General features: G+C 42.0%; 15 protein-coding genes and 3 pseudogenes. 12 read left to right on the forward strand and 6 right to left on the reverse strand.

Features of this window, described 5'->3' with window-relative positions:
- Position 1 precedes the first annotated feature (1 nt).
- From IR173_RS10310 to mnmA, 8 genes and pseudogenes are all read left to right on the forward strand, one after another.
- A complete protein-coding gene (locus IR173_RS10310) occupies positions 2 to 109 on the forward strand; it encodes a DUF1573 domain-containing protein (protein ID WP_394800662.1) in 108 nt (35 codons plus the stop codon).
- Positions 110 to 343: 234 nt separating this feature from the next.
- Positions 344 to 613 (forward strand): NVEALA domain-containing protein, encoded by a 270-nt coding sequence (locus tag IR173_RS10315; protein ID WP_237039525.1) that lies wholly within the window; start codon positions 344 to 346, stop codon positions 611 to 613.
- Positions 614 to 681: 68 nt separating this feature from the next.
- The gene (locus tag IR173_RS10320; protein ID WP_237039526.1) at positions 682 to 1719 is read left to right on the forward strand and encodes a BF3164 family lipoprotein; all 1038 of its coding nucleotides are present in this window, start codon (positions 682 to 684) and stop codon (positions 1717 to 1719) included.
- A gap of 4 nt (positions 1720 to 1723) precedes the next feature.
- A complete protein-coding gene (locus IR173_RS10325; RefSeq protein ID WP_237039527.1) occupies positions 1724 to 2284 on the forward strand; it encodes a hypothetical protein in 561 nt (186 codons plus the stop codon).
- Positions 2285 to 4282: 1998 nt separating this feature from the next.
- Positions 4283 to 4516, forward strand: a complete 234-nt coding sequence (locus IR173_RS10330) for a hypothetical protein (protein ID WP_237039528.1) — start codon at positions 4283 to 4285, stop codon at positions 4514 to 4516.
- Positions 4510 to 5378, forward strand: a pseudogene (lepB, locus tag IR173_RS10335) (signal peptidase I). The gene IR173_RS10330 and the pseudogene lepB overlap by 7 nt, the downstream one beginning before the upstream one ends.
- Before the next feature lie 147 nt (positions 5379 to 5525).
- A pseudogene (locus IR173_RS10340) lies at positions 5526 to 5974 on the forward strand (tetratricopeptide repeat protein); the annotation flags it as partial.
- A gap of 101 nt (positions 5975 to 6075) precedes the next feature.
- Positions 6076 to 7122: a tRNA 2-thiouridine(34) synthase MnmA gene (gene mnmA, locus IR173_RS10345; protein ID WP_237039529.1), complete on the forward strand. Its 1047-nt coding sequence runs from the start codon at positions 6076 to 6078 to the stop codon at positions 7120 to 7122.
- Positions 7123 to 7470: 348 nt separating this feature from the next.
- Here mnmA and IR173_RS10350 read toward each other — a convergent pair whose 3' ends face one another.
- Complete coding sequence (locus IR173_RS10350) at positions 7471 to 7695, reverse strand: hypothetical protein (RefSeq protein ID WP_237039530.1); 225 nt, start codon at positions 7693 to 7695, stop codon at positions 7471 to 7473.
- Between the two features lie 926 nt (positions 7696 to 8621).
- Here IR173_RS10350 and IR173_RS10355 point away from each other — a divergent pair.
- Positions 8622 to 9217, forward strand: a pseudogene (locus IR173_RS10355) (DUF4143 domain-containing protein); the annotation flags it as partial.
- A 349-nt stretch (positions 9218 to 9566) separates the two neighbouring features.
- On the forward strand, positions 9567 to 11048 hold the full coding sequence (gene cysS, locus IR173_RS10360; RefSeq protein ID WP_237039531.1) for a cysteine--tRNA ligase: 1482 nt from the start codon (positions 9567 to 9569) through the stop codon (positions 11046 to 11048).
- A gap of 85 nt (positions 11049 to 11133) precedes the next feature.
- Here cysS and IR173_RS10365 read toward each other — a convergent pair whose 3' ends face one another.
- On the reverse strand, positions 11134 to 13539 hold the full coding sequence (locus IR173_RS10365; RefSeq protein ID WP_237039532.1) for a sensor histidine kinase: 2406 nt from the start codon (positions 13537 to 13539) through the stop codon (positions 11134 to 11136).
- A 176-nt stretch (positions 13540 to 13715) separates the two neighbouring features.
- Here IR173_RS10365 and IR173_RS10370 point away from each other — a divergent pair, with 176 nt between their 5' ends.
- Positions 13716 to 14540: a hypothetical protein gene (locus tag IR173_RS10370; RefSeq protein WP_237039533.1), complete on the forward strand. Its 825-nt coding sequence runs from the start codon at positions 13716 to 13718 to the stop codon at positions 14538 to 14540.
- Positions 14541 to 14745: 205 nt separating this feature from the next.
- On the opposite strand, the gene IR173_RS10375 is transcribed toward IR173_RS10370, so the two are convergent.
- The 3 genes from IR173_RS10375 to IR173_RS10385 are packed head-to-tail and all read right to left on the reverse strand — an operon-like array spanning position 14746 to position 18984.
- A complete protein-coding gene (locus IR173_RS10375) occupies positions 14746 to 15555 on the reverse strand; it encodes a DUF3108 domain-containing protein (RefSeq protein WP_237039534.1) in 810 nt (269 codons plus the stop codon).
- Positions 15552 to 17474, reverse strand: a complete 1923-nt coding sequence (locus tag IR173_RS10380; protein WP_237039535.1) for an Ig-like domain-containing protein — start codon at positions 17472 to 17474, stop codon at positions 15552 to 15554. The genes IR173_RS10375 and IR173_RS10380 overlap by 4 nt, the downstream gene beginning before the upstream one ends.
- A 4-nt stretch (positions 17475 to 17478) precedes the next feature.
- Entirely contained in the window at positions 17479 to 18984 is a 1506-nt protein-coding gene (locus IR173_RS10385; RefSeq protein WP_237039536.1) for a GH3 auxin-responsive promoter family protein, read from the reverse strand.
- A gap of 146 nt (positions 18985 to 19130) precedes the next feature.
- On the opposite strand from IR173_RS10385, the gene IR173_RS10390 reads away from it, so the two are divergent.
- Entirely contained in the window at positions 19131 to 20141 is a 1011-nt protein-coding gene (locus IR173_RS10390) for an ATP-dependent 6-phosphofructokinase (protein WP_237039537.1), read from the forward strand.
- On the opposite strand, the gene IR173_RS10395 is transcribed toward IR173_RS10390, so the two are convergent.
- Positions 20138 to 24241, reverse strand: a complete 4104-nt coding sequence (locus tag IR173_RS10395; protein WP_237039538.1) for a hybrid sensor histidine kinase/response regulator transcription factor — start codon at positions 24239 to 24241, stop codon at positions 20138 to 20140. The two genes, IR173_RS10390 and IR173_RS10395, sit on opposite strands and share 4 nt — an antisense overlap.
- Between the last annotated feature and the right edge of the window lies 1 nt (position 24242).

A 24242-nucleotide genomic window follows, 5' to 3' on the forward strand; every position in this document is an offset into this window, starting at 1 on the left:
AGTGACGTATGAGGCAGAAGAAAAAGGTCATTTTAACAAGATGATAACCGTGTATTGCAATACAAAGGCATCTCCGCTTCGGCTAATGATAGCAGGGAATGCCAAATAAATGGAGTTTAATTTAGAGAAACAAAAGAGGGATGGTAAGAAAGCTATTTTCTTCGCGGGAACACGCTTCCTTCCACCCCTTGGGTTTCTCCTTAAAGAAAGGAGGATTAGTCCGATGCAAACTTAATGGAAATAATCAGAATCTGCAAGTCATGTATTTGCTTTTTTTGCGGTGGAGTTCTTTCCGACAAAAGATGAAAACAACTTTTATTAATCATCGAAACATAGAAAAGAGATGAAAAAGAATATTTTGAAAGCAACAGTTGTTGCTGCATTTGCTTTGATAGCAGGATTTAATGTGTATAACTCTCAGAAGGCTGAGGGAATGATGCCTGATTTAGTACTAGCCGATATCGAGGCTAAAGCAAATACAATTGGATGTGAAACTTCTTATGGAAGTGTTCTTTATTATTGCATTGATTGGAGTGTTGTAACCATTTGCACCTGTGGAACAAGTCATCCGCAACATGCAAAAAGTTACTGTCCGGATAAATTGTGCCAATAAATAATGTAAAACATAGCCTGAACCTCATGCAATAACATAATCTTCAGGTTCTATACTTATGATATATTATGGATAAAAAGAATTATTTCATATTGTTTGTTGTCGGCATATTAGTGCTTTCTTGTTCTTCTCCCCAAAAAGCGGAACCACTATTTGAACAACAAAAAGAGTTAACATTTAACACATTAAATGTTGATGAACTTTTTTTTAAGCCTCTGTGTATTGAAGTCTTTGATTCTTTACTATTAGTGTGTGACCCCACAGATGAAGGTATTTATACAGTATTGAATTTGGAAACAAAGAGTATAGTCTGTAAAGGAGGAAGCACCGGGACAGGCCCTAATGACTTAATATCTTCTTGCATTATTGATAAGATAGACAATCACCGATTTCAGGTTATAGATGTATCAAATAGAAAAACTCTTTTATTTGATATTTGGGACATAACAAAGACTGGCCAATTTATTCCTTATGACAATATTTCGTTTGAAGAGATTAGCGATAACAAGGAAAATAGCATACAATTATTATATCAAATCAATGATTCCACATGTGTAGGATTAGGCGCAATAGATGGCGCAAAATATTTACTTCACGGAAATAAAGAGAATAAATATATAGGAGAATACCCCGAACAGTCAGCAACTCAGGTCAATCCTTATTGGATACACCAAGGCATATTGCACATAAATAGAGAGCAAAAAATGTTCCTTTACCATAGTCCATTCGGATATTACTGTGAATTAATGTCATTTAATAATGGTCAAATCAATCCTTTGTTTACAGACTTTAAGCCGCATTCGTATAAAGTTGACAATAATGAATGTTTAATAACACCAGAAACACCATGTGGAATTAATAATGCGGAAATAGTAAAAGATGGTGTATTTTTATTATATTCAGGACAAACAATGAAAGACTCACCCAAAATGGCTTTTTATTGTGAAAAGATATTGTTCGCAAATTTATCAGGAGAGCATAAAATTGAATATAAATTAGACAGAATGGCATCTATGATGGCTATTGACGAGCTTAAACACAAAATATATGTTATATCAGTGAATCCACAAACATACGAATTAGAATTAGGATATTATAAATATTGAAATCATGGGAAATCTATATTTATTATTAGTCGCATTTTTATTACTATGTGTATCATGTAAAAATACAAAAACAGACAATAACAATATTGCAGAAAAAATCTGTTTGAATTTTATAGAGAAAGATAAGAATTTGATAATACCCGATTCCTTAAAAAATTTAGTAGATGGAAATTTGTTTAATATTAATAATGTATGTGATTCAGGCATTATGTTGATACATACTTTAGACATAACTTGTAGTGGTTGTGTAAAAGCGTTAGATCATCTATCTGAATATTTTGCAAAATTAAACAAAAATCATAATATAAGAACTATAATTATAGCATCTAGTGCATATATGGAAAATGAAGTTGAAAAATATTTTTTCAATTATCCTTACCCAATATTATTAGATAGTTCTGAGAACTTTAAGATAAAAAACAAAATAATTCGTGATGACATTTTATGTTCTTTCTTAATTGAAAACTCTAAAGTTTTAAAGGTTGGAGACTTAAAAGACCAGACATTCAGAGAGGAGCTAATAGATTACATTTCAAAAAAAAATCATGAAAATAAGAAAGAATAAAAAGAAATTTTAGTTGTAACATTTGTTCTGATTAGAAGATATAATGTTTACAACCTTTAGAGGCTGAAGCAATGTCTGGCTTGGTAATATTGATTATGCAAAATATTTTCCAATAAAATACCTCATACTTCTTTCAAATCGTTTAAGGTAAAAAATTATGAGAAGTAATGTCTGTTTAATTATTATATTATCCACTATCTGTTTTAGTTCGTGCTGCCGGGAAAAGAATTTAAGATATTCCCTGAATGCCGCAGGCGAAAACCGAATAGAACTGGAAAAAGTACTGGAACATTATAAAGATAGTGGCCTTAAATATGATGCTGCATGTTTTCTCATAAAGAATATGCCGGGATATTATTCGTATGCAAAAAGTTCCGGTCTGGACAGTTTGAGAAAAATACAATCCGTCATATTCCATAAAAAACATTTTCCTCGTGATTTGCAAGACAAATGGAGTAAGTTCTCCTACAAGAGCACGCCCAAGGTGTATGACTGCCACGCTATAAAGGCTGAGTATTTAATTGAAAATATAGACTTGGCCTTTGCTGCCTGGCAGAAGAGACCGTGGCGGCACTCTCTTTCATTTGACGAGTTCTGTGAATGGATATTGCCTTATCGCATAGGGGACGAGCCGTTGGAAAACTGGCGAAAGTTTTTTTATCAAAAATATTCGGCTGTACTTGATTCTTTATATAAAGGCAATGATATGATGGTAGCGGCAGACTCGTTAATCAGGTTTGTAAAACGAGAAAGCGGCTATGTATATTCTGATGAATTAAGCCTGCCTCATCTGGGAGCCCTGTTTTTGCAAAAGAACTGTGTCGGATATTGTCGGGAGAGTTGTGACTTGTCTGTATATGTCCTCCGTTCGGTGGGCATACCTGTTGCCACGGATTTCATTATAAGTGCTCCCGAAGCACAAGGTGGCCATTCCTGGAATGTTATAAAGAATGGGACCGGAATAATCCCTTTTGAATATGATGAGGGAAAGGTTACTCAAGGATATGATGACAAACGCTTAAAAGGCAAAATATACAGACAGTGTTTTGGCAAACAGAAAAAGGATATAATGGACAGGTCGGAGATACCCGCTATCTTAAAATTTCCCTACATAAAGGATGTCACCGGTGAATATTTCGGCGAAAACAGTGTGGAAATAGAAGTAGATGAGACTGAATGTGGACAATATGCCTATTTGGGAGTCTTTTCTTTTNATAATGGACAGGTCGGAGATACCCGCTATCTTAAAATTTCCCTACATAAAGGATGTCACCGGTGAATATTTCGGCGAAAACAGTGTGGAAATAGAAGTAGATGAGACTGAATGTGGACAATATGCCTATTTGGGAGTCTTTTCTTTTCCGAGCTGGAAGGCTATAGATATGGCGTTACACCAAAATGGGAAAGCCATGATAAACAATATAGAGCCTGATGTCATTTATGTACCTTTGGCTTCTAATCATAATGGAAGTGTGTTTCATACAATAGGATTCCCTTTCTGGCTGACAGATAAAGGATTAAAATATTTCCAGCCTGAGAAAGAAGTAGAAACCGTTGAATTATTCCGAAAATATCCGCTCCGAAAATGGACGCGTTTCCATATCAGTGAAATCATAGGAAGCCACTTGGATGTTTCAAATTCTTTGGATTTTCGACAGAGTGAGTTACTCTATATGGTTGCTGACACACCGAGAGTGAATTATAATCAAGTGATATGCCATCCCCCAAAAAAATACAGGTATGTGCGATATCAAGCAGCTGCAGATAAACCTGCACGCATTGCAGAGCTAATGTTATTTCGTTCAGAAGAGGACACGGTAAATCTGCCTTTTAAGATTATAAACGGAAGTGAGCCGTGTAAAGGAAATGAGAAAGAAGTAAAAGAGAATATTTGTGACGGAAACTATCTGACCTATTTTCTTTCAGACGAAAAAGGAGGCTATGTAACTTTAGACCTCGGCAAAGATGAATGGATAAAAAAANAAAAAAATAGTTTATGTGCCACGCAATGATGAAAATTTTATCAGTATAGGACATGAATATGAATTGTTCTACCAAAACGGACCGGACGGCTGGATATCTTTAGGCAGGAAAACGGCAACGGAACCCCGGTTGGTTTATAACAATGTCCCCAAAAACGCGCTGCTTTGGCTGCATAACCTATCTGCCGGCAAGGAAGAACAGGTGTTCTATATGCAAAATGGGCAACAAATATTCTTAAACAAATGGTAGGAAAGGTGAAAAAGCTGAAAAGAATAACGGACCGCCTGCTGTCTGTCGCTTTCTATATATGCATATTGATAATAGGATGGCTGGTGTTACAAATAACCTGTTTCACGACCTTTACCATCCCGTCTGATTCAATGGCTCCCACCCTGCAGGCGGGCGACCGCATATTGGTGAACAAATGGATAATGGGAGCCCGCATCTTCAATATCTGGGATGCACTGGAAGACAAGGAGGTGAAGATTCACCGGTTGCTGGGAGTCGGAAAGATTAAGCGCAATGATGTGCTGGTCTTCAATTTCCCTTATCCTGCCAAGAAAGACTCCCTGGCGATGGACGTCATGCTGTATTATGTAAAACGCTGTATCGCCCTGCCGGGAGATACGCTGGAAATAAGGAACGGATTCTATAGGATACGCGGGACAGAGGAAGAATTAGGAAATATGGCCGCCCAAAGACGCATCTCCGGCCTGACGGAAAACGATTCACGGGGAGTGGTTATGGAGAGTTTTCCGTGGAGCAAACGGTTGGGATGGACGATAAAGGAATTCGGTCCATTGCCTGTCCCGGCAGAAGGACAAGTGGTATCATTGGATAGCATCTCAATATTATTTTATCAACATATCATAAGGTACGAACAAAAAAAGGAACTTTCATTGAGGGATAAACTTATTTACTTGGGCGACAGCCTGATAAGGGAATATCGGTTTANGTATCGGGCGACAACATGGAGAACTCCCGCGATTCGCGGTATTGGGGACTGCTGCCCGAAAGCTACATAGTGGGAAAAGCAACAAGAATATGGAAATCGAAAGACCCTGCCGACGGACATATCCGCTGGAACCGGGTATGGAAAAGAATAAAATGAAACATATAAATAAAATAATGGCAAGTGGAATTTGTCTATTTATCACCTGGCTCTTCATTCTTGCCGGTGCGGTGGAAGCGGTATGGGGGCTACCGGGTATATCGGTGGAAGGAGGTGCGCGAGACAGCTTCTGTGGCATGGCACCGGAAACAGATGTTCTACCGTTCGGGGGCTTATGAGCAAGCGGCGGAAGTGTATGCAGAGATATACGAAGACATGAAATGGAATGCCCGCTATCTGTTTGAATACGGACACGCCCTGCATAAGCTGCACAGGCATGAGGAATCGAATGTGGTTATGAAAGAGGCGTTGCGGGTGAGCGGCGACCCGATGATATTGAACATAATAGGAAAGAACGAACAGGAGGCGGGTAATTATGCAGAGGCAGAATATTGGCTGATTCGTTCCACCCATCGGTTGCCGGCAGAATCTATCCTTATTTCCTGCTGGCAAAGCTATATGCGGAACCGGAGTTTTATCAACGGCAAAAACTGGAGCAGGCTGCAAGGATGGTAATGGAGAAAGAGCCGAAGGTGCAATCCACGGCCATCAGGCAAATGAGGGAGGAAATAAAGAAGCTGACCGGCCAAGAGTAAAGCCTCTGTTTTTTCATCCTATTCCCTTTGTCAGACGAGCCATTCGATATTGCTTCTTCACAGCCGTGAAGAACTCATTTTGATTTCGTATCTTTGTCCCAATGAAGCCAAACAATAAAGTTCTACTGGGAATGAGTGGAGGAACGGACAGCTCCGTTGCCGCCTTACTGTTACAGGATGCCGGGTACGAAGTGACCGGTGTCACTTTTCGTTTTTATGAAAAAGAAGGAGATACGGAATATTTGGACGATGCACGGACTTTATGTGAACAACTGAAAATCAAGCATATCACCTACGACGTTCGCAATATATTCCGAAAGACAATCATTGATTATTTTATCCGCGAATACATGGCCGGGCATACCCCTGTGCCTTGCACGCTCTGTAACAATTACCTCAAATGGCCACTTCTACAACAGTTGGCCGACGAATTGGGTATCTATCATTTTGCTACCGGTCACTATGTCCGCAAGCGTTTCATCGACGGATTTTACCACATCACTGCCGGAGCAGACCCTGACAAAGAACAGTCGTTCTTTTTATGGGGGCTTCCACAAGATATCCTGCAACGGATGTTGCTCCCGATGGGGGAACTCACCAAAACCCGTGTCCGCGAAATAGCCGAAGAACGAGGTTTCTCGAAGGCAGCCCGCAAACGTGACAGTCTGGGAGTGTGCTTCTGCCCCATGGACTATCGCACGTTTTTACGCCGCGAGCTGCCGGAAGATAGCATTAAGCCCGGCAAATTTTTCGATGAAACAGGAAACTTCATTGCATGGCACGAAGGTTATCCTTTCTATACCATCGGTCAGCGACGGGGATTGGGGATTGATTTAAACCGTGCCGTCTTCGTAAAAGAGATATTTCCCGAAGAAAACAAAGTGATATTAAGTGATTTGAAAGCTTTGGAAAAAACAGAAATGACATTGAAAGACTGGAATATCACAAATCCTGACGCATTGCTCTGCAAGGACGATGTGATTGTGAAAATACGCTATCGCAAGCAAGCTAATCGGTGCACAGTGACACTGCAAGCGGACAATACGCTCCACGTGCAACTGCACGAGCCGCTTACCGCCATTGCCACCGGACAGGCAGCCGCTTTTTATCGGGAAGACGTGGTGTTGGGAGGAGGAATTATCTTATAGGGACAGACCTGTATGTCTGCTTGAATAATCAATAGCAGTCAACGGAGTATTGAGAGTATTATAATCTTCTCCTAAGAACTTACCATCATAAATATTAAACTTAGGATTACCAACTAAGGTATAATATTCTGCATTTGGTACAAACTCACTATACTGAGTTGCATAAGCATAAATGCTTCATAGAACGGAAAAAGACCAAAGTGTTTCAAAAAGAGACCTAAGAGTTTTTCAAAAAGACTTAGGTCTTTTACTAAAACACTTTGGACTTTCAGGAAAAGACTTAGGTCTTTTAAAAAAACTCTTCCATCTTTATTTCAAAACAAAAAGTGCAAAAAACAACTGCAATTATCACAAGAAAGCATATTTTGCTCTCACCCTCTCACCTGCATCATCAAGAAGCCGATGAATAAAGTGTTTCAGTGGTGAGAGATAAGGGTGAGGGATGGGGTGATAGATGAGAGCATTGCTCTTATTTTCGACTAATAATGTATATTTTCGGTATCCCTGTGTGCACACTTTTCCACATACGTGTGCACGCGCGCTTCCGTCGGCATGAAGTGTTTCAGCCTGCATAACAGAGTGTTTTATCCTGTCAAACAAAGTGTTTCACGACATCAAACAAAGTGTTTCAGGCTGTTGAAACACTTTGTTTGAAAGAGTGAAACAACCGACGCGAAAGCAGTCATTGTGCAACAGCGACATACGCAACAGAAAGAAGCAACGCCCATGTGTGTCAACTTGTATAAGAAAGAATGCACAAAATACGTTTTTTGCCCAAAATGAGAGAACTGCTCTCACCTTTTTATCCATCTCTCACCTTCATCTCTCATCCCTGAAACCCTCTATTCATCAGGGATAAGGAGATGTGGGTGAGAGGGTGAGAGAACACCCAACGCATATTTGATACCGGCATCGAATGACCACGGATTGATGTAATGGGCAGACATATTAAACTTACGCAAGAGTGTTTAAAGTGGGAACTGATTAATCGCTACTATTTCGTTGGATTTACAGTATATTGCCTCAAGTCGCTTTGTGGGGTAAGGAGAAATTATATTTATAGTCAAACAGAATTAATTTGCGAAAAATTACAGATGTAGTACGGCTGATATTCAGTAGATTATACAGATTGTTTTTGCAATATATTTCTATTTGACTATAACAGGGAGTTTATCATGAAGTGGGTAAGAACCATGAAAAAGAACGAACTGAGTACCACCACTATTGCCATTGCGCTTCGTAGCCTGAGAACCATTATCAATATGTGCTCAATGAGAAGCCCAAGGAGGCTACTCCGGTTGTAGATAAGAAAGCCCTGCTTAAAATGCTGAAAGGTTTGAGTGAAGAGGAGCGGATGGAACTGATAGCTAATCTATCTGACTAATCATAGCCGCTTATCACAAGAATACCAAATGAATTACCGCAAAAACGCGGAATAAACTACCGCAAAAATACCAAATAAAACACCACAAAAACACCAAATAGATAGTTGTATTTCAAAGAAAAGCAATATCCTTGCAGATGTCACAGCATCGGAAGACATTAGTTTGTCCATGAATACCTTTGATGATTATATTGCAGCCTTGGAAAAATTGTTCGTTATCCAAGACATTGATGCGTGGTGTCCCGCTATCCGTAGCAAGACTGCCATCCGCAGTTCTTCCAAGCGTTGCTTCGTTGACCCATCTATTGCAGTGGCTGCTATGAATGTCAATGCTGAAGCTTTAGAGACTCAACTCAAGACATTTGGCTTCATCTTTGAGCAAATGTGTATAAGAGATTAAAGATTTATACAGCAGATTTCAATAGCCATATTTCCTATTATAGAGACAGATATGGTCTGGAAGCGGATTTAGTGTTACATCTGGAAGATGGACGGTATGCACTAATCGAGTGCAAACTTGGTAGTAGCGAAATTGATGAAGGAGCTAAACACTTACTTGAACTCAAAAGGCTCATACAGGAGCACAACAAAACGGAAAAACAAGTACCTCTTCGAGAACCCGATTTGCTTATTGTTATGACTGGTGGAAGCATGGCTTACACTCGTCTTGATGGAGTGAAGGTTATTCCGTTGGCGTGTCTTAAGGATTAACCAATCAGCACATTATTTATATGGACGATGATATGAAGAAAACAGGAACCGTTCTAATGGCCAAACCGAAAGTTGTTATATTTCACTGTTTATAGTCAAAAAGAAATACGAGAGTTGCATTTACTTGCGGAAATTAGGATGATTTGTTTGAACTAACAAAAGCCAATCCGGGGAAAATATCAATCTGATTCAGATAAAGTTTATCACACTCTTACGATTTACGCAAGAACTTTTGCACAATCGCATATACTTTCCCTCATATATTGTGATACTGAATCCGTTTTTTTTGTTAATTGTTTGCCTATTCCACACATTAATTTATACCTTTGCATTTCTAATTGGATGAATTATGGAAAATAAACTAACCATTTACAATACATTAAGTCGCAGAAAGGAACTTTTTGTTCCCCTCCATGCACCCCATGTAGGTATGTATGTATGCGGTCCTACAGTATACGGTGATGCCCATTTGGGACATGCTCGCCCGGCTATCACATTCGATATCCTGTTCCGTTATCTCACCCATCTGGGATATAAAGTGCGCTATGTGCGTAACATTACTGACGTGGGCCATTTGGAACATGATGCCGATGAAGGTGAAGACAAGATTGCAAAAAAAGCACGTCTTGAACAACTGGAACCGATGGAAGTGGTGCAGTATTACCTGAACCGTTACCACAAAGCAATGGAAGCCCTCAACGTGCTTCCGCCCAGCATTGAGCCACATGCTTCAGGACATATCATCGAACAAATCCGTTTGGTGGAAGAAATTATGAAAAACGGATATGCTTACGAAAGTGAAGGCTCTGTCTACTTCGATGTAGCGAAATACAACAAAGACCATCACTACGGCAAGCTGTCGGGACGTAATCTGGACGATGTGCTGAACACAACCCGAGAATTGGACGGACAAAGTGAAAAGCATAATCCTGCCGACTTCGCCCTGTGGAAAGCAGCCCAACCGGAACATATCATGCGCTGGCCCAGCCCATGGAGCAACGGTTTCCCCGGATGGCATTGCGAATGTACTGCTATGGGCAAGAAATATCTGGGTGAACATTTCGACATCCACGGTGGGGGCATGGACCTGATTTTCCCGCACCACGAATGTGAAATTGCACAAAGTGTGGCTTCGCAGGGAGACGATATGGTTCACTATTGGATGCACAATAACATGATTACCATCAACGGACAGAAGATGGGTAAATCTTACCATAACTTTATTAATCTGGATGAATTCTTCAACGGGTCGCATGAACTGCTCACCCAAGCATATAGCCCGATGACCATCCGCTTCTTCATCCTTCAGGCACACTATCGCAGCACGGTAGACTTCAGCAATGAGGCCTTGCAAGCTGCAGAAAAAGGATTGCAACGCCTGCAAGAGGCTGTGAAAGGATTGGACCGCATCACTCCGGGTAAACAAACTACCGGCATCGATGGCGTGAAAGAGCTTCGTGCCAAATGCTATGAAGCGATGAATGATGACCTCAACTCACCGATTGTCATCGCTCATCTGTTTGACGGAGCACGAATGATTAATACGGTTCTCGACAAAAAAGCGACTATTTCGGAAGAAGACTTGGAAGAACTGAAAAGCTTATTCCCTCTTTTCATGTACGAAATTCTCGGTTTGAAAGAAGAAACGGCCAACAACGAGGCTCGTGAAGAGGCTTACGGAAAAGTGGTGGATATGCTGCTGGAACAACGTATGCAGGCGAAAGCCAATAAAGACTGGGCTACCAGCGACAAGATTCGCGACGAACTGGCCGCTTTGGGCTTTGAAGTGAAAGATACAAAAGACGGATTTACTTGGAAACTGAACAAGTAAGTTGATGTCTCTATCCTTATTTCAGCTGAGGGTGTTAAAATGTCGTTTTCATTTTGACACCCTCCATATATAATATACAGACAACTTATTTTTCTTGCCCTTTGGGAATGACAATCCAGAAACAGGAGCCCTCCCCTTCTATAGAATCCACTCCGATATTTCCTCCCATCTGCTCCACTATGCTCTTACAGATGGAAAGTCCGAGCCCTGTTCCGTGAACAAAACTGTTTAACTTGACAAATCGTTCAAAAACAGAATCCACCTTGTCTGCAGGAATACCCACTCCTGTATCGCGTACGTAAAACTTCAAACGGTCTTTCCCCACTTCATGGTATCCCAAAGAAATACTGCCCTGAACCGTAAACTTTAATGCATTATTAATAAAATTGGACAGCACCTGTGTGAGTCTGGTCTTATCAACATAAAGTGTACATTGCGGCAAATGGTCTTCAAAACGAAGTTCCACCCCTGCCGGTGTCTTCATCCGCAGTGAGTAGACTATCTCACTACAGAGCGCATTTACATCGACAGTGCTTCCTACAAAATCGAAAGTGCCTGATTCAATCTTCGACAAATCCAGAATATCAGAGATTAACTGCAACAAAAGCTCCGTATTTTCGTGCACAATAGACATATATTGTGAACGCTCTTCTTTGTCCTCTGCCTGAATGAGCAGGTCGGAGAAACCAACAATGGCATTCAGGGGAGTACGAATCTCATGACTCATATTGGCAAGAAAAGCCGATTTTAAACGGTCCAGGTTCTCTGCCTTTTCTTTCGCCTTTATCAGCATCATTTCCGTTTCCTTCAGTTCTGTGATATCATAATTGATACATACCATATCAATAATACCGTCTTCGGGACGGAAATCACGCACCATGACATTAATCCGTGTCCACGTATAATTCCCGCCTTCCCGCAAGATACGGACATCGTGGCGCAAATGGGTGGCTGTACGGTCCAATACTTGCTCAAAGAAAGCGAGTATCACCCGACGGTCGTCAGGATGGAAGTGGGAATGTATCCTGATAATTTGGGAAAGAGGGGTCCCCTCTTTCTCACCGACATTCCTATACCAACTGCTGACAGCATAACCGTCACGCGTCAAGGCATTGAAATGAGCATATCCCACCTTGGCATAATCACCCACCAGCGTAAAGAACTCTTCAAATTCCTGTATCTTATGATGCGCATTATTCGTCTCCGTGTTGTCTATATTAGTAATCAGAATATTCACCAGATTGCCCGACGAGTCCAGGATAGGAATGGCTTTTGAAATCAGTTCTATCCGCCCCTGCTTTAGTGTTTTATAGTAGTCGCCTATCCGGTCAAAATCATATTCAAAGCCAAAGTTGAAAGACTTTCCTTCTTTCAGCATATCCTCCCAGTTGTCACACAGCATCGGGTTGGCAAACAAATTGATTCCCAGTACATCTTCTTTACAGGTCATTCCAAAGATTTCAAGGTCCTTATCATTGATATCCACCAATGTACCCTCCCGGTCGTATAGTTCGATACCTACAGGAATATTTTTATAAATATCGCGGAAATACTGTTGTTCAAACGAGGCCTCGGATTCTGCCTTATACAATCCCACACAAATACTGATGATATTCGCCAGTGAAGCAAACCACTGATAATCTTCGTTTCTCCATTCACGAAACTCCTTCATAATCTCAATTCCCATATACCCCCACACTCCGTCTTTGGAGTTCAGGGGAACTGCCATGACGGATTTTACTCCTGCGGCAGCCAGACGCATCCTCTCTTCCACCGCATCGGCGGGAATGGAATCTGAGGTAAAGAGGATGACAGGAATACCCGAAAACAGTTGCGTGTCCCACCAACTGCCGTATGCTATGGGTTCAATGGACTGAAAACGCTTTTCGTGCGCAACTCCTTCGGCCACAATCTCATGGACACAACTTTGCAGATGACTGATTTTATCATATTCGACAATATAAGTCCGGTCTCCTTTAAACTGGAAAAGCACGTCACGCAAAATTTTATCAATGACTCCCGTCACATCGTCCGAATGAAGAAAATCCAACAAAGAACAGGAAATGCCGTTCAACCGATACAGCAAATCATTCAGCCGGACAACCGTATCTTCCTGCATACTCATACGCTGGCGCGAAACACATTGCAGCATGCCCATTATACGAACGTGCCCATCATCAGTAATCCGCTTGTCACCGACTTTAGTGCTTACCCACATGACACCGTACTTAGTATGAATAGGAAAGACTTGCTCATAGATGTCCATCATCTTAAACGAACGGAACTCTGCAAGCACCCGTTCCCTGTAATCTGCACAGATTAAATTTCCAAAATCTAAAAATGAAATCTTGCCCCCTTCGATACCTAACAAATCTGCCACAAAATCTGAGCAATAATAAACTCCTTCATTAAAGTCGGCCTCCCACCACCCCATCCGGGCTATTGAGACCAGTTGCTGTAACCTAATATTATCTTCTTCAGCCTTATTCATACTTTATTTCCTGCTTTTAAAGATGCAAGATAAACATTATATCAGTCACTCAATCATTTTATTCGGAAAATAACTCCCTTAATGGGTATTTTTAACCCTATTCATTTGCAAATGAGCAACAATATCTTTAATTTCGTGAAACAACTGCATTACAAACCCTGCAAATCCATAACGCAATGAAAGACAAAGTCCTATTAATCTGCCTGTTACTACTGGTATCCCTAAGGATATCCGCACAGAAATACACGATTTATATAGACGATTTCAACAGCGAAATCAAAGTTCCCAATAAAGTGCTCAATACCATTCGGAGTGTTGTACTGGACGGTATACAGCAAACAAATCGTGTAAATATTGTTGATGCGATGGCCGTAGGTGCCAACCTCAATCTGAGCCCATTGGAAGACGCACGCCGTTTCCGGGCCGACTATCTGCTACGCGGAAATCTAGTATCACGCGAGGCGACTGATGACGGAAGTTCGCATCGCCGCTATCACAGCCGCGAGAACAGTTTCAAAGAAAAGTTCAAGTTACAGTTGGACTTGATTCGCACCAGTGACGGAACCACTATCGGTACAAGGGTTTATGAAGAAACCGGTTCGTCTTCGGGCAAAGATGCGAGCCAGTTTGCAGCGTTGGAACATTCACTGTTGGGCATGCCGTATGAAATGAGAAACTTTGTGGAGAATTACTTTAAGGTTTATGGCAGCATCTTGAAACTTGCCGGAGATAATGGGAAAAAAGCTAAAACAGTTTATATCAATCTGGGATATGATGATCCGATAAAGGAAGGCCAGCGGTTTGATGTAATGGAAGACGGGATGATTGACGGTAATTATATGGAAGATAAAGTAGGAGAAGTACGCATTGATAAAATCATGGGACCGAAGATTTCTCTATGCAAGGTTAATAAAGGTGGAGAAGACATCTTAAGGATAATCAATGAAGGAAAAATCACCTTGAGACTGGTTTCCAGAAAAGCCAAACTCTTTGATGAATAAGACAAGGGGGCTTTACTCTGTATACATTCGGGAGTGTGTCAAAACTAAACCGACCTATCCCATCGTCAGCTGTAGGGGCAGGGTTTGCCTGCCCGAAGACACAAAGTAAACTGTTTTCGGGCGAGCCAACCTCGCCCCTACGAACGAAACGACAGCATTATCCACGTTTTGACACAACCCACCTCCGACCACATGGCAGTCACCTTCACTTCTCGACAATAGATGTCAGCGGATGCCTGTTTCCTTTTATTTCTTTCAGAAATGCCTTTGCAGAGCCAAAGTTCAGATAAAGGTCCAAGCGCACGGGCAAATGGTTTTTATCATCAGTGATATAAAAGGTAATCACCTCTTTCTCTTTTCCCTTTTTATACTCTACCAACGAAAAGACAAGGCAACGGTATTTCACTCCGCCTTCCGCCTTAAATACCTTCTTCCCACGATAAATCAACGTCTGGTCTTCTATCTTGGTTCCGGTGGCCATCGGGAAAATAATTTTCTGTCCCACCGTGTAATCATCGACATCGAAAGAACGTGCCTGCATCAGAATGCTCAGCATATCAAATATACATCCTTCGCTTTCGTCACGCGTCTTCACCGTGTCACGGCCACGACGCATCCTGCGCTGGTCGGCAATACATTTATCATCTTTATAGCTGAACCATACTTCGTCCACTGTATAGCGGCTACCTTCCTCTGCCCCTTTACGGAAATAAAGAGGCTCCAACCGATTGGTCGTGATACAAGTCAGTGTATCACGCATCTTGAAAACGAAATCAACCATACCATTCGTGACGGCCACCAAATTGGTGCGGAAACAAGGCTTGCCCTGATAAGTCACTGCCTGCATATCCATCCGGGCGACACCGGCATCTTTCCAGATGAATTTCCAGTTGAACTTAAGGTCATAAGTCAACAGTTCGCCCGCTTGTATGGCTTCATTCTTTGCAGCACACTGCGCTCCTGCGGTACATATAATGAACCAAGAACACAATAGTATGGATATTATTTTTTTCATCGGCCTAGTTTTCTAGCTCTTTCTTTGTTTCTGTCCTGTATCTTCTTCGTCTCTTCCGGCTTCTGCTTCTTTATTTCATCCAATTTCTGCTTTTCAACCGGGACCGCATTGATATCCCAATTTTCCTCAAACTCAAAGTTTGCCTTCATCTCCCATACCTTCGGGAAATAATAGACTTCTTCAGGCTGCGAGTGCTCCGAATATTTTCCGGTATCCCAGACTCCGTTACCGTTCCGGTCATTGAACAGACGGATATAGAATTTCGTACCGGGATTGAGATAATAGAAATCCGCCGTATTCTGAGGAGTTATCCGTTGCTGGCGCAACACTTTGCCGCTTCCATCCAGCAACTCTACCACTGCTGTGGAATCGGCACCGGTAATATTCAGCAAGATGGTTCCATATTCATCCAGTTTTTTCACCTTCATGGTCTGCTTCACCTTATTGGTATGCAAGCCATACATTCCCCTAAAGGCCATCGAGTCTATCGACAGCTGATATTCCTTTTCGGGTTCCCACTCCGCCAATATTTCATACTTGCGGGGCACCACGGAGTCCGCCACAAACATAAATGGAATTTCTTCCCACAGGCTGTCTTTCTTTATTTCCATGTGAATGGCCGCCGTATCAATGCTTGCCACAGGCTCATCGAACGACAGATATACATTTCTATCAAGGTCGAAAGCAGAAGGGGCATCCACATTCATTGTAAGGAACTTGGTAGGTTCCGGCTCAATCGTTTCTCCTTTCTTTTCCTTCTTCTTACGTTCCTTTTCCTTCTCTTCGGCTGCTTTGGCTTCCAGTTTCTCCCGCTCCGCACGAGTCAACTTATTTGCCAGAAAGAGTGTATCAGTCTGCGGCACAAGACGGTCCAATGTATCCGTTGCCAAATAATCCATCTGAATTTCGAGCGTGTCCATCTGATATATCAACGAGTCTTTAATCCAATAGCAGATAGAGTCGTTGCGGTCGGTCTTCTCGATGATAAAAGCATCACGTTCATCAAAGTTCAATCCCTTCAGCGTGGGAAGCGTATCTGCCCGCGCACTGAAAGTAAGAACAAAATGATTCTCTTTATCACGTTCGCTGCGAGTAAGGTATTGGCGGTCATTTTCTTCCTTAAACGCTCTCAGTATAATATCATCCGGCAGGAAACGGGTGTATCCCACACTCTTAATGGTATCGATGGTCAGTGAATCCTTCCAAATCGTATCTTGGCGCATGGCATCCTCCATGGCAGGTATGATAATGGAATCGCTGAAAGCAATCATCTCGGTCTTGGAATCGAATAAATAATTCTGATTACCATCCATTAAGGCATAAATACGATATTTGCCGGGAGCGATGCCACGAATGGAGAAGTGTCCGCGACTGTCTGTACGGGATACGCGGTCGAATGGTTTCTTCATAAAGGCACTGTCACTCAAGTCAGAGTGCAGACCTACCTGGATATTCTTCACCGGCTCCAAATCTGAAGCGCCGAGCACTGTCCCCGATACTTCCATTGTATCGATAGTCGTACCGGTGGAAAAGGTAAAGGCATAATTACCCAACGGATTACCCTCGTTGTTATCGACAATAGCATCCGCGAAATCGATAGTGTAAGTAGTATTCGGCTTTAACGAATCCACCAATCCTACCACTACTTTCCTTCCACTGGCTTTGATTTCGGGCTGTTCCAACTGGGGAGGAGATACTACCACCTTCTCCGCAGCCTTTTCCAGCTTGATAAATTCATCAAATTCAATGGTTACTTTTTTCTCTTTACTATTGATGGCAAATGGTTTGGGGGTACTCCTGACAAACTTTGGCGGCTCTTCATCATACGGACCACCGTCGGGGTTTCCCATGCTGGCGCATGAGTACACCACAATCATCAACATCAGCAAAGCAGGTAATTTATGTCTATTCCAATTCATTTCTTTACTTATTCAAGCTTAGCATTTCTTCTATATATTCACGCGTATTGCTCAGCCTAGGTACTTTGTGTTGTCCTCCCAACTTGCCTTTCTCTTTCAACCAGTCATGGAACAGGTTGGGACGGGCTACAATAATTTCCAAGGGCTGCAAGGTAAGGTTTTTATGTCGTTTTGCTTCGTAATCGGAGTTAATTTCTTGTAAAGAGGCATCGAGTACCTTGCTAAATTTCTCTAAAGAGTCTGGCATGACTGCAAATTCTATCAACCACTGATGACGGCATTTGGCATTGGCATCCATGAAAACAGGAGCAGCGGAGTAATCTGTGATTTGTGCACCGGTAGCGGCACATGCCTTTGCCAACCCCTGTTCGGCATTATCCACCATCAGCTCTTCACCAAAAGCATTGATAAAATGCTTGGTGCGGCCCGTGATGACAAATTTATAAGGATGCTTACTCGTAAACTTCACCGTATCACCAATCATATAACGCCACAATCCGCAAGATGTACTGATGACCATCGCATAATTCCTGTTCAGTTCCACATCTGCCAAAGGAATGATATGGGGGTTTTCGTTTTCTATCTCTTCCATCGGAATAAATTCATAGAATACCCCATAGTCAATCATCAACATCATGGCAGGATCATCGAAATCATTTTGTAATCCGAAGAAACCTTCACTGGCATTATAAGTCTCCATGTAGTGCATTTTATCACTGCGAATAATCTGCTTGTACTGTTCGCGGTAAGGGGTAAATGCCACTCCTCCATGAAAAAACACTTCCAGATTAGGCCATACTTCCGCCAGATTATCTGTCCCCTTGATTTCCATGATATGTCTGACAACAGCCAACATCCACGAAGGCACTCCCGACAAGTTGGTCACATTCTTGTTCATCGTGCTGCGGGCAATCTTCTCCACTTTTTCCTCAAAGTCGCTTAACAGTGCGATTTTCTTTTCGGGCACACGAATAAGGTTAACCAATGGATTGACGTTCTCAATCAGAATGGCAGACAAGTCACCCACCAAGCTCCGCTTCAGATTATAATTGGAAGCATGGCTACCTCCCAAAATCAGCCCTTTTCCCGAGAAGAAACGGCTATTGGGATTTTGCTGTAAATAAAGCGCGACGGCATCCATACCCCCGGCATAATGGATATCATGCAATCCTTCTTTGCTGACAGGAATAAATTTACTCTTATCATTGGTCGTGCCCGAAGACTTTGCAAACCAGATGACTTCACCCGGCCACAATACATTTTTTTCTCCCCGGCGCATACGCTCCACATAGGGCTTTATTTCCTCGTAAGTCTGTAAAGGAACACGTTGATAATCCTGATAACTCTTTATGTCTTTATAGTTATACTCCAATCCCCATTTCGTATTGGCAGCGTCTTTGATAAGACGGTCAAAAACCTTTGCCTGAATAGCTTCAGCTTGAGTGGCATACAATGCCGTAGCTGTCTGTCGGGGTTTGAATAGTGTACTAATTAGTCTGGTCGAATTCATTTCCGTTAATATACAATTCGTTATATCCTGCAAAATTAACCTTTTCTGTATTAATAAGCCTTATAACATTATTTTTTTTATAGTTTTCTGCATTACTTTTATTTTTTCTTATCTTTACGCACGTTTACAACTTAACATCAACGGCTATGAAGATAGGAATTTTGACATCAGGAGGAGACTGTCCCGGAATAAACGCCACTATCAGAGGAGTTTGTAAAACAGCCATAAATCACTACGGCATGGAAGTTTTTGGAATCCGGAGCGGATTTCGAGGCTTATTGGACAACGATATAGAACCTTTGACAGAAAAATCGTTATCAGGTTTGCTCAATTTAGGAGGAACCATTCTTGGAACTTCACGTGAGAAACCATTTAAAAAACGTCTGTCTGCCGCTTCCGAAGACAAACCGGCATTAATGTTGAAGAATATCCATGACCTGGGATTGGACTGCATTGTCTGCATCGGTGGGAACGGTACACAAAAAACAGCCGCCAAGCTAGCACAAGCGGGCGTCAATGTGGTGTCTGTCCCCAAAACCATCGACAATGACGTATGGGGAACCGACGTGTCTTTCGGGTTTGATTCTGCTGTAACGATTGCAACCGACGCTATCGACCGTTTACATTCGACTGCCAGTTCGCACCAGCGTGTCATGGTTATCGAAGTGATGGGACATAAGGCCGGATGGATTGCCCTTTACTCAGGCATGGCAGGCGGTGGTGATGTCATTCTCATCCCGGAACTACCTTATAATATCCATAACATCGGCAACACAATTATCGAAAGGTTGAAAAAGGGAAAGCCTTACTCCATTGTCGTTGTGGCAGAAGGCATCCAGACCATCAACGGTAAAAAGGCCGCCGAATACATAGCCGAAGAGATAGAATATGAAACCGGATTCGAAACACGCGAAACGGTTTTGGGGTATATCCAGCGCGGAGGCTCACCCACCCCATACGACCGTAATCTAGCCACCCGGATGGGAGGCCATGCTACGGAACTGATTGCCACCGGACAATTCGGAAGAATGGTTTCCCTGCAAGGAGCTCAGATAGGCTCTGTTCCTTTGGATGAAGTAGCCGGCAAATTAAAATTGGTGGACGAAGACCATGACCTGATTGTCCAAGGGAAACGGATGGGAATCTGCTTCGGCTAGCTCCCTTGCATTTCAGGTTTATCTATATACTTGGATGGCGACACTCCGAATTGCTCAGTGAAATGTTTTCGGAGGGTACGGGTGTCGCTATAACCTACCATTTCTGCTATTTCCTGAATGGAGTATCTGTTCTCCATGATTAGAGAGGCAGCTTTGCTCATACGGATACTGCGGATGATATCTATCGCTGCCAGTTCGCTACGCTGTTTTATCTTTCTATATAAAGTAGGCTGGCTCATATTCAATTGTTCCGCCAATATCTTCACATTAAAGTTTTCATCTGCCAGATTAGCCTCAATAACCTGAATAACCCCTTTCATGAAATCATCCGCCACTTCTTCTGCCTCGCCCTGTTTCGTTTCCTTCTGCTTCAGCATCAAAGCTTTGGTATAAATACGTTTCAGGCGTTCGCGCTGCAAGATAAGATTCTCAACCCTCGATTTCAGTATTTCCGGATTAAACGGTTTCAGTATATAATCGTCCGCCCCCACTTTAGACCCATACAGGATATCCGCATCTTCTGCCTTGGCAGTCAACATCAAAATAGGAATATGCGCAGTGCACGGCCGCTCCCGAATCTCACGACAACAGACAAATCCATCCTTGACGGGCATCATGATGTCCGATATAATAAGATTCGGAATCTTCTCCGTAGCTATCCGGACACCTTCTTCTCCATTGGCAGCCTCATACAACGTATAATTCTTGCAAAACAAACTGCATATATAGGCACGCACCTCCTCGTTGTCTTCGATAATAAGAAGGCTTTTCTTGTTTCCAGCCTCTTTTTCCTGCTCGGCAACAGAGGAACTTACAGGTACTGGAATATCCGTCTCCTCATTCACCGGTGTTTCCACCAGTTCATACTTATCTTCCGAAAAATGAGCATTTCCCTCAGGAATAGCCAATACAAACGTACTTCCTTCTTGCAGACTACTCTTCAAAGAGATAGAGCCATGATGCAAATCCATGGTATTCTTTACAATACGCAGCCCGATACCGACTTTGGTAGAGAGCATCGGAACTTGGTCACCCGTGATGAAAGAGTCAAAAACCCGTTCCTGCAACTCTTCGGGTATTCCTTTGCCTGTATCAGAAACAGTCAGTTTGCAAAATGCCTGTCCATCTATTTGTACCCGCTCCATGCGTAAAATGACACGGCCCCGGGGAGAAGTGTATTTAAAGGCGTTCGACAATAAATTACGGATGGCCGATGATATTTTCTCCACATCTATCCATAACACCAACGGCTCTGCAGGGAGTTGAATATCGAAGTCAAACCCTTTTGTCTCAGCAATCTGACGAAAAGAGTCCACTACTTCCTCCACAACAGTCACTATATCGGTTTGAGACAGACGAAGCTTTACCATGCCCGCCTCTATCTTCTGCACATAAAGTAAATGGTCTACCAATGTATGCAATGAAGCGGCATTACGATAAACCACAATCAGTTTCTTATAAATTACATCAGCCGAACTTAATGTCTGCAACAATTCTTGCAAAGGCGAAAGTATTAAAGTCAGCGGCGTACGCAACTCATGTGAGGCATTGGTAAAGAAGTTCTCCCGCTCCAGCCGTATCTGCTTCTCCTTGTCTCGTTCTACGTTGGCCGTAAAAACTTCATGTTCCAATTGCAGCTCATGCTCCAATCTCTTTTGACGAATCCGGAACCGATTGATAGTCCATAATACAATCATGAGAGCCAATCCCAACAGCGATAATTTAAACCATACCGTTTCACTCCAATGTGGAAGAATAACTACCTTCAAAGAAGTCATTTTACCCATTTTCTCATCCGGAAACAAATTCTGCACTTCAAACATATACTCGCCTGCACGCAAATTGGCATACGATATCTTTTCACCTCTGTTGCCTATCATCCAGTCCGTTTGATAAGGAAACAGCCGATACCGAAGCTTCTGCTGCTCATCGGAATAAGACAGATTATTAAAGGTGAGCGAGAAATCACGATTTCTGTCATTCAATTCTATTTCCTTGGTATAAAACAAATTATTATTCAGTATCACCTGCCCGTTTATCTCTTCCCCGATATTTACCGTCTTGTTTCCAACTTCCAAGGTAGAAACAGCAACAACCTCCGAGAAAGGAAAAGCATTGATATTCTCCGGATTGAAATAAGTAAGACTCTTATTATTACCAAAGAACAAATTATCACCATGTAAGAACGCAGTGCGGTTACTGCCTGAGATATAATAATGGTAGAACAATCTCTGATGACGGCTATAACGCGAAATCCCCGAATTAGAGCCAAGCCATATTTGGCCTTTGGCATCCTCGGTGATACACCCTATAAAGTTATTGCACAGACCATTGTGTGTGGTATAGAAGTCTTTTATCTCCTCCGTTCGCGGATTCACTATTGCAAAACCATTCTCATATCCCACATACAGTAACCCATCGGAAGAAGCAAGCAATGACCGGACAGACACATTCTGTAGTCCGAACAAAGAATTATATCCGACCTCCATAACTCCGTCATTGTTGATGCGCGCCAACCCTTTCGTCTCCAAGCCCAGCCATAACTTACCATCTTTTGTTTCCGAAATAGCACGAACATCAATATAAGAATCTGTCAATGATGCCTTTCGGACTTTTATCCGGTAACACTCTCCGGTTTCAGGATTAAACCTCAACAAGCCACCTTCCGTACCAATCCAAAAAATCTTTTTCGAGTCCATATAGAGAGACCACACAGAAGACTTATTCATCAAACCATCCGGATACAAAGTATAGCTCCTAAACAGACCGGATTTATCATATACCGACAATGTACCGTCCTGATTACCGAACCAAACATTTCCTTCCCCATCTTTTAACAAGCATAGCACTGTTTCCCGGCTTTTAACTTCCCGACTGCCCACAGTGTCAAAATCAAGCATCTCCAATGGGTTAAAAGGTTTACGGCTTTTCATTATGCCTTTATGAAAAGTAGCCAACCATATATATCCTTTATCATCTGCCGTGATACCGCAAATTTCATTATGCCTGTCCTGATGAAATTGATTAAAATACTGCAATCTCAAGTCTGAATACATCACTCCACCACCATTCGTCCCTATCCACAAAATTCCCTGTGAATCATAATATACCGAAATCATGCGTATCTCAAGATTCCGGTTAACAAGTGAAACATTATTATAGATACTCGTGGTCAATCCTTCAGAAGAGTCCCTGCCGGGAGTTATGATAGTATATCCATTCCACGTCACAGCCAACAACCGGCCATTATTAATTGGAACTAACCCATAAACATCCGTATGCGACAATAAATTCGGTTTACCCTCCCCTTCATACGAAATACGATAGATATGTCCGGTACGCTTATAATAACGAATCAGCCCATACACCTTAGTAGAAATCCATATAATATCATCTCCGTCTAAAATGGAACTGATATTATAGTTTTCTTTTACTGGAATACAACCGGCTAACGAAACTTGCCCGGTCACAGCTTGCTTTTTCACATTATAAGTAATCAGGTTAATATGGTTGTCGGCCAAGTAAATCTCATCATTGTCATGCGAAAAAGCAAAACGAACAAGATAATCCTTTTTCTGAACCAATCCCCCAACCTTTGTTTTTACATTTAAAACAAGATTTATGACATTCCCCTCTTCATCTGTTTCCTCCTTAACATCAAATAAATACAAATAATCCCGACTCATCGCCCAACATTGTTTATCATGACTGATGGCAACTTGCGTCAGTTTAGGCACTTCTGCTGCCATCTCTATCGGAATGAATTGTTCCGTCAGCCTGTTAAAACCCCAAAGTGTCTTCTGAACCAATATCCCCAAACAATGTTCAGACAGTTCGCTTATTCCTGTAACATTCATATACGGTACCGAATCTACCGTAAAACTTTTAACGGAAGAACCATCATAACGGCTTATTCCGTTATTAGTTCCGAACCACATAAATCCATCTTTATCCTTATGTATGCAGTTGACATTATTGTCGGCCAACCCATTTTGTATAGTCAGCAAACGAACGTCACGATTTAAAAAGGCATAACAACCGTTACACAGTAAGAAGTTTATCACGACAAATAACAAGGTAAGAATTGCAAGACGTTTCATT

Source organism: Phocaeicola faecalis, from assembly GCF_021730445.1.
Taxonomy (GTDB): domain Bacteria; phylum Bacteroidota; class Bacteroidia; order Bacteroidales; family Bacteroidaceae; genus Phocaeicola; species Phocaeicola faecalis.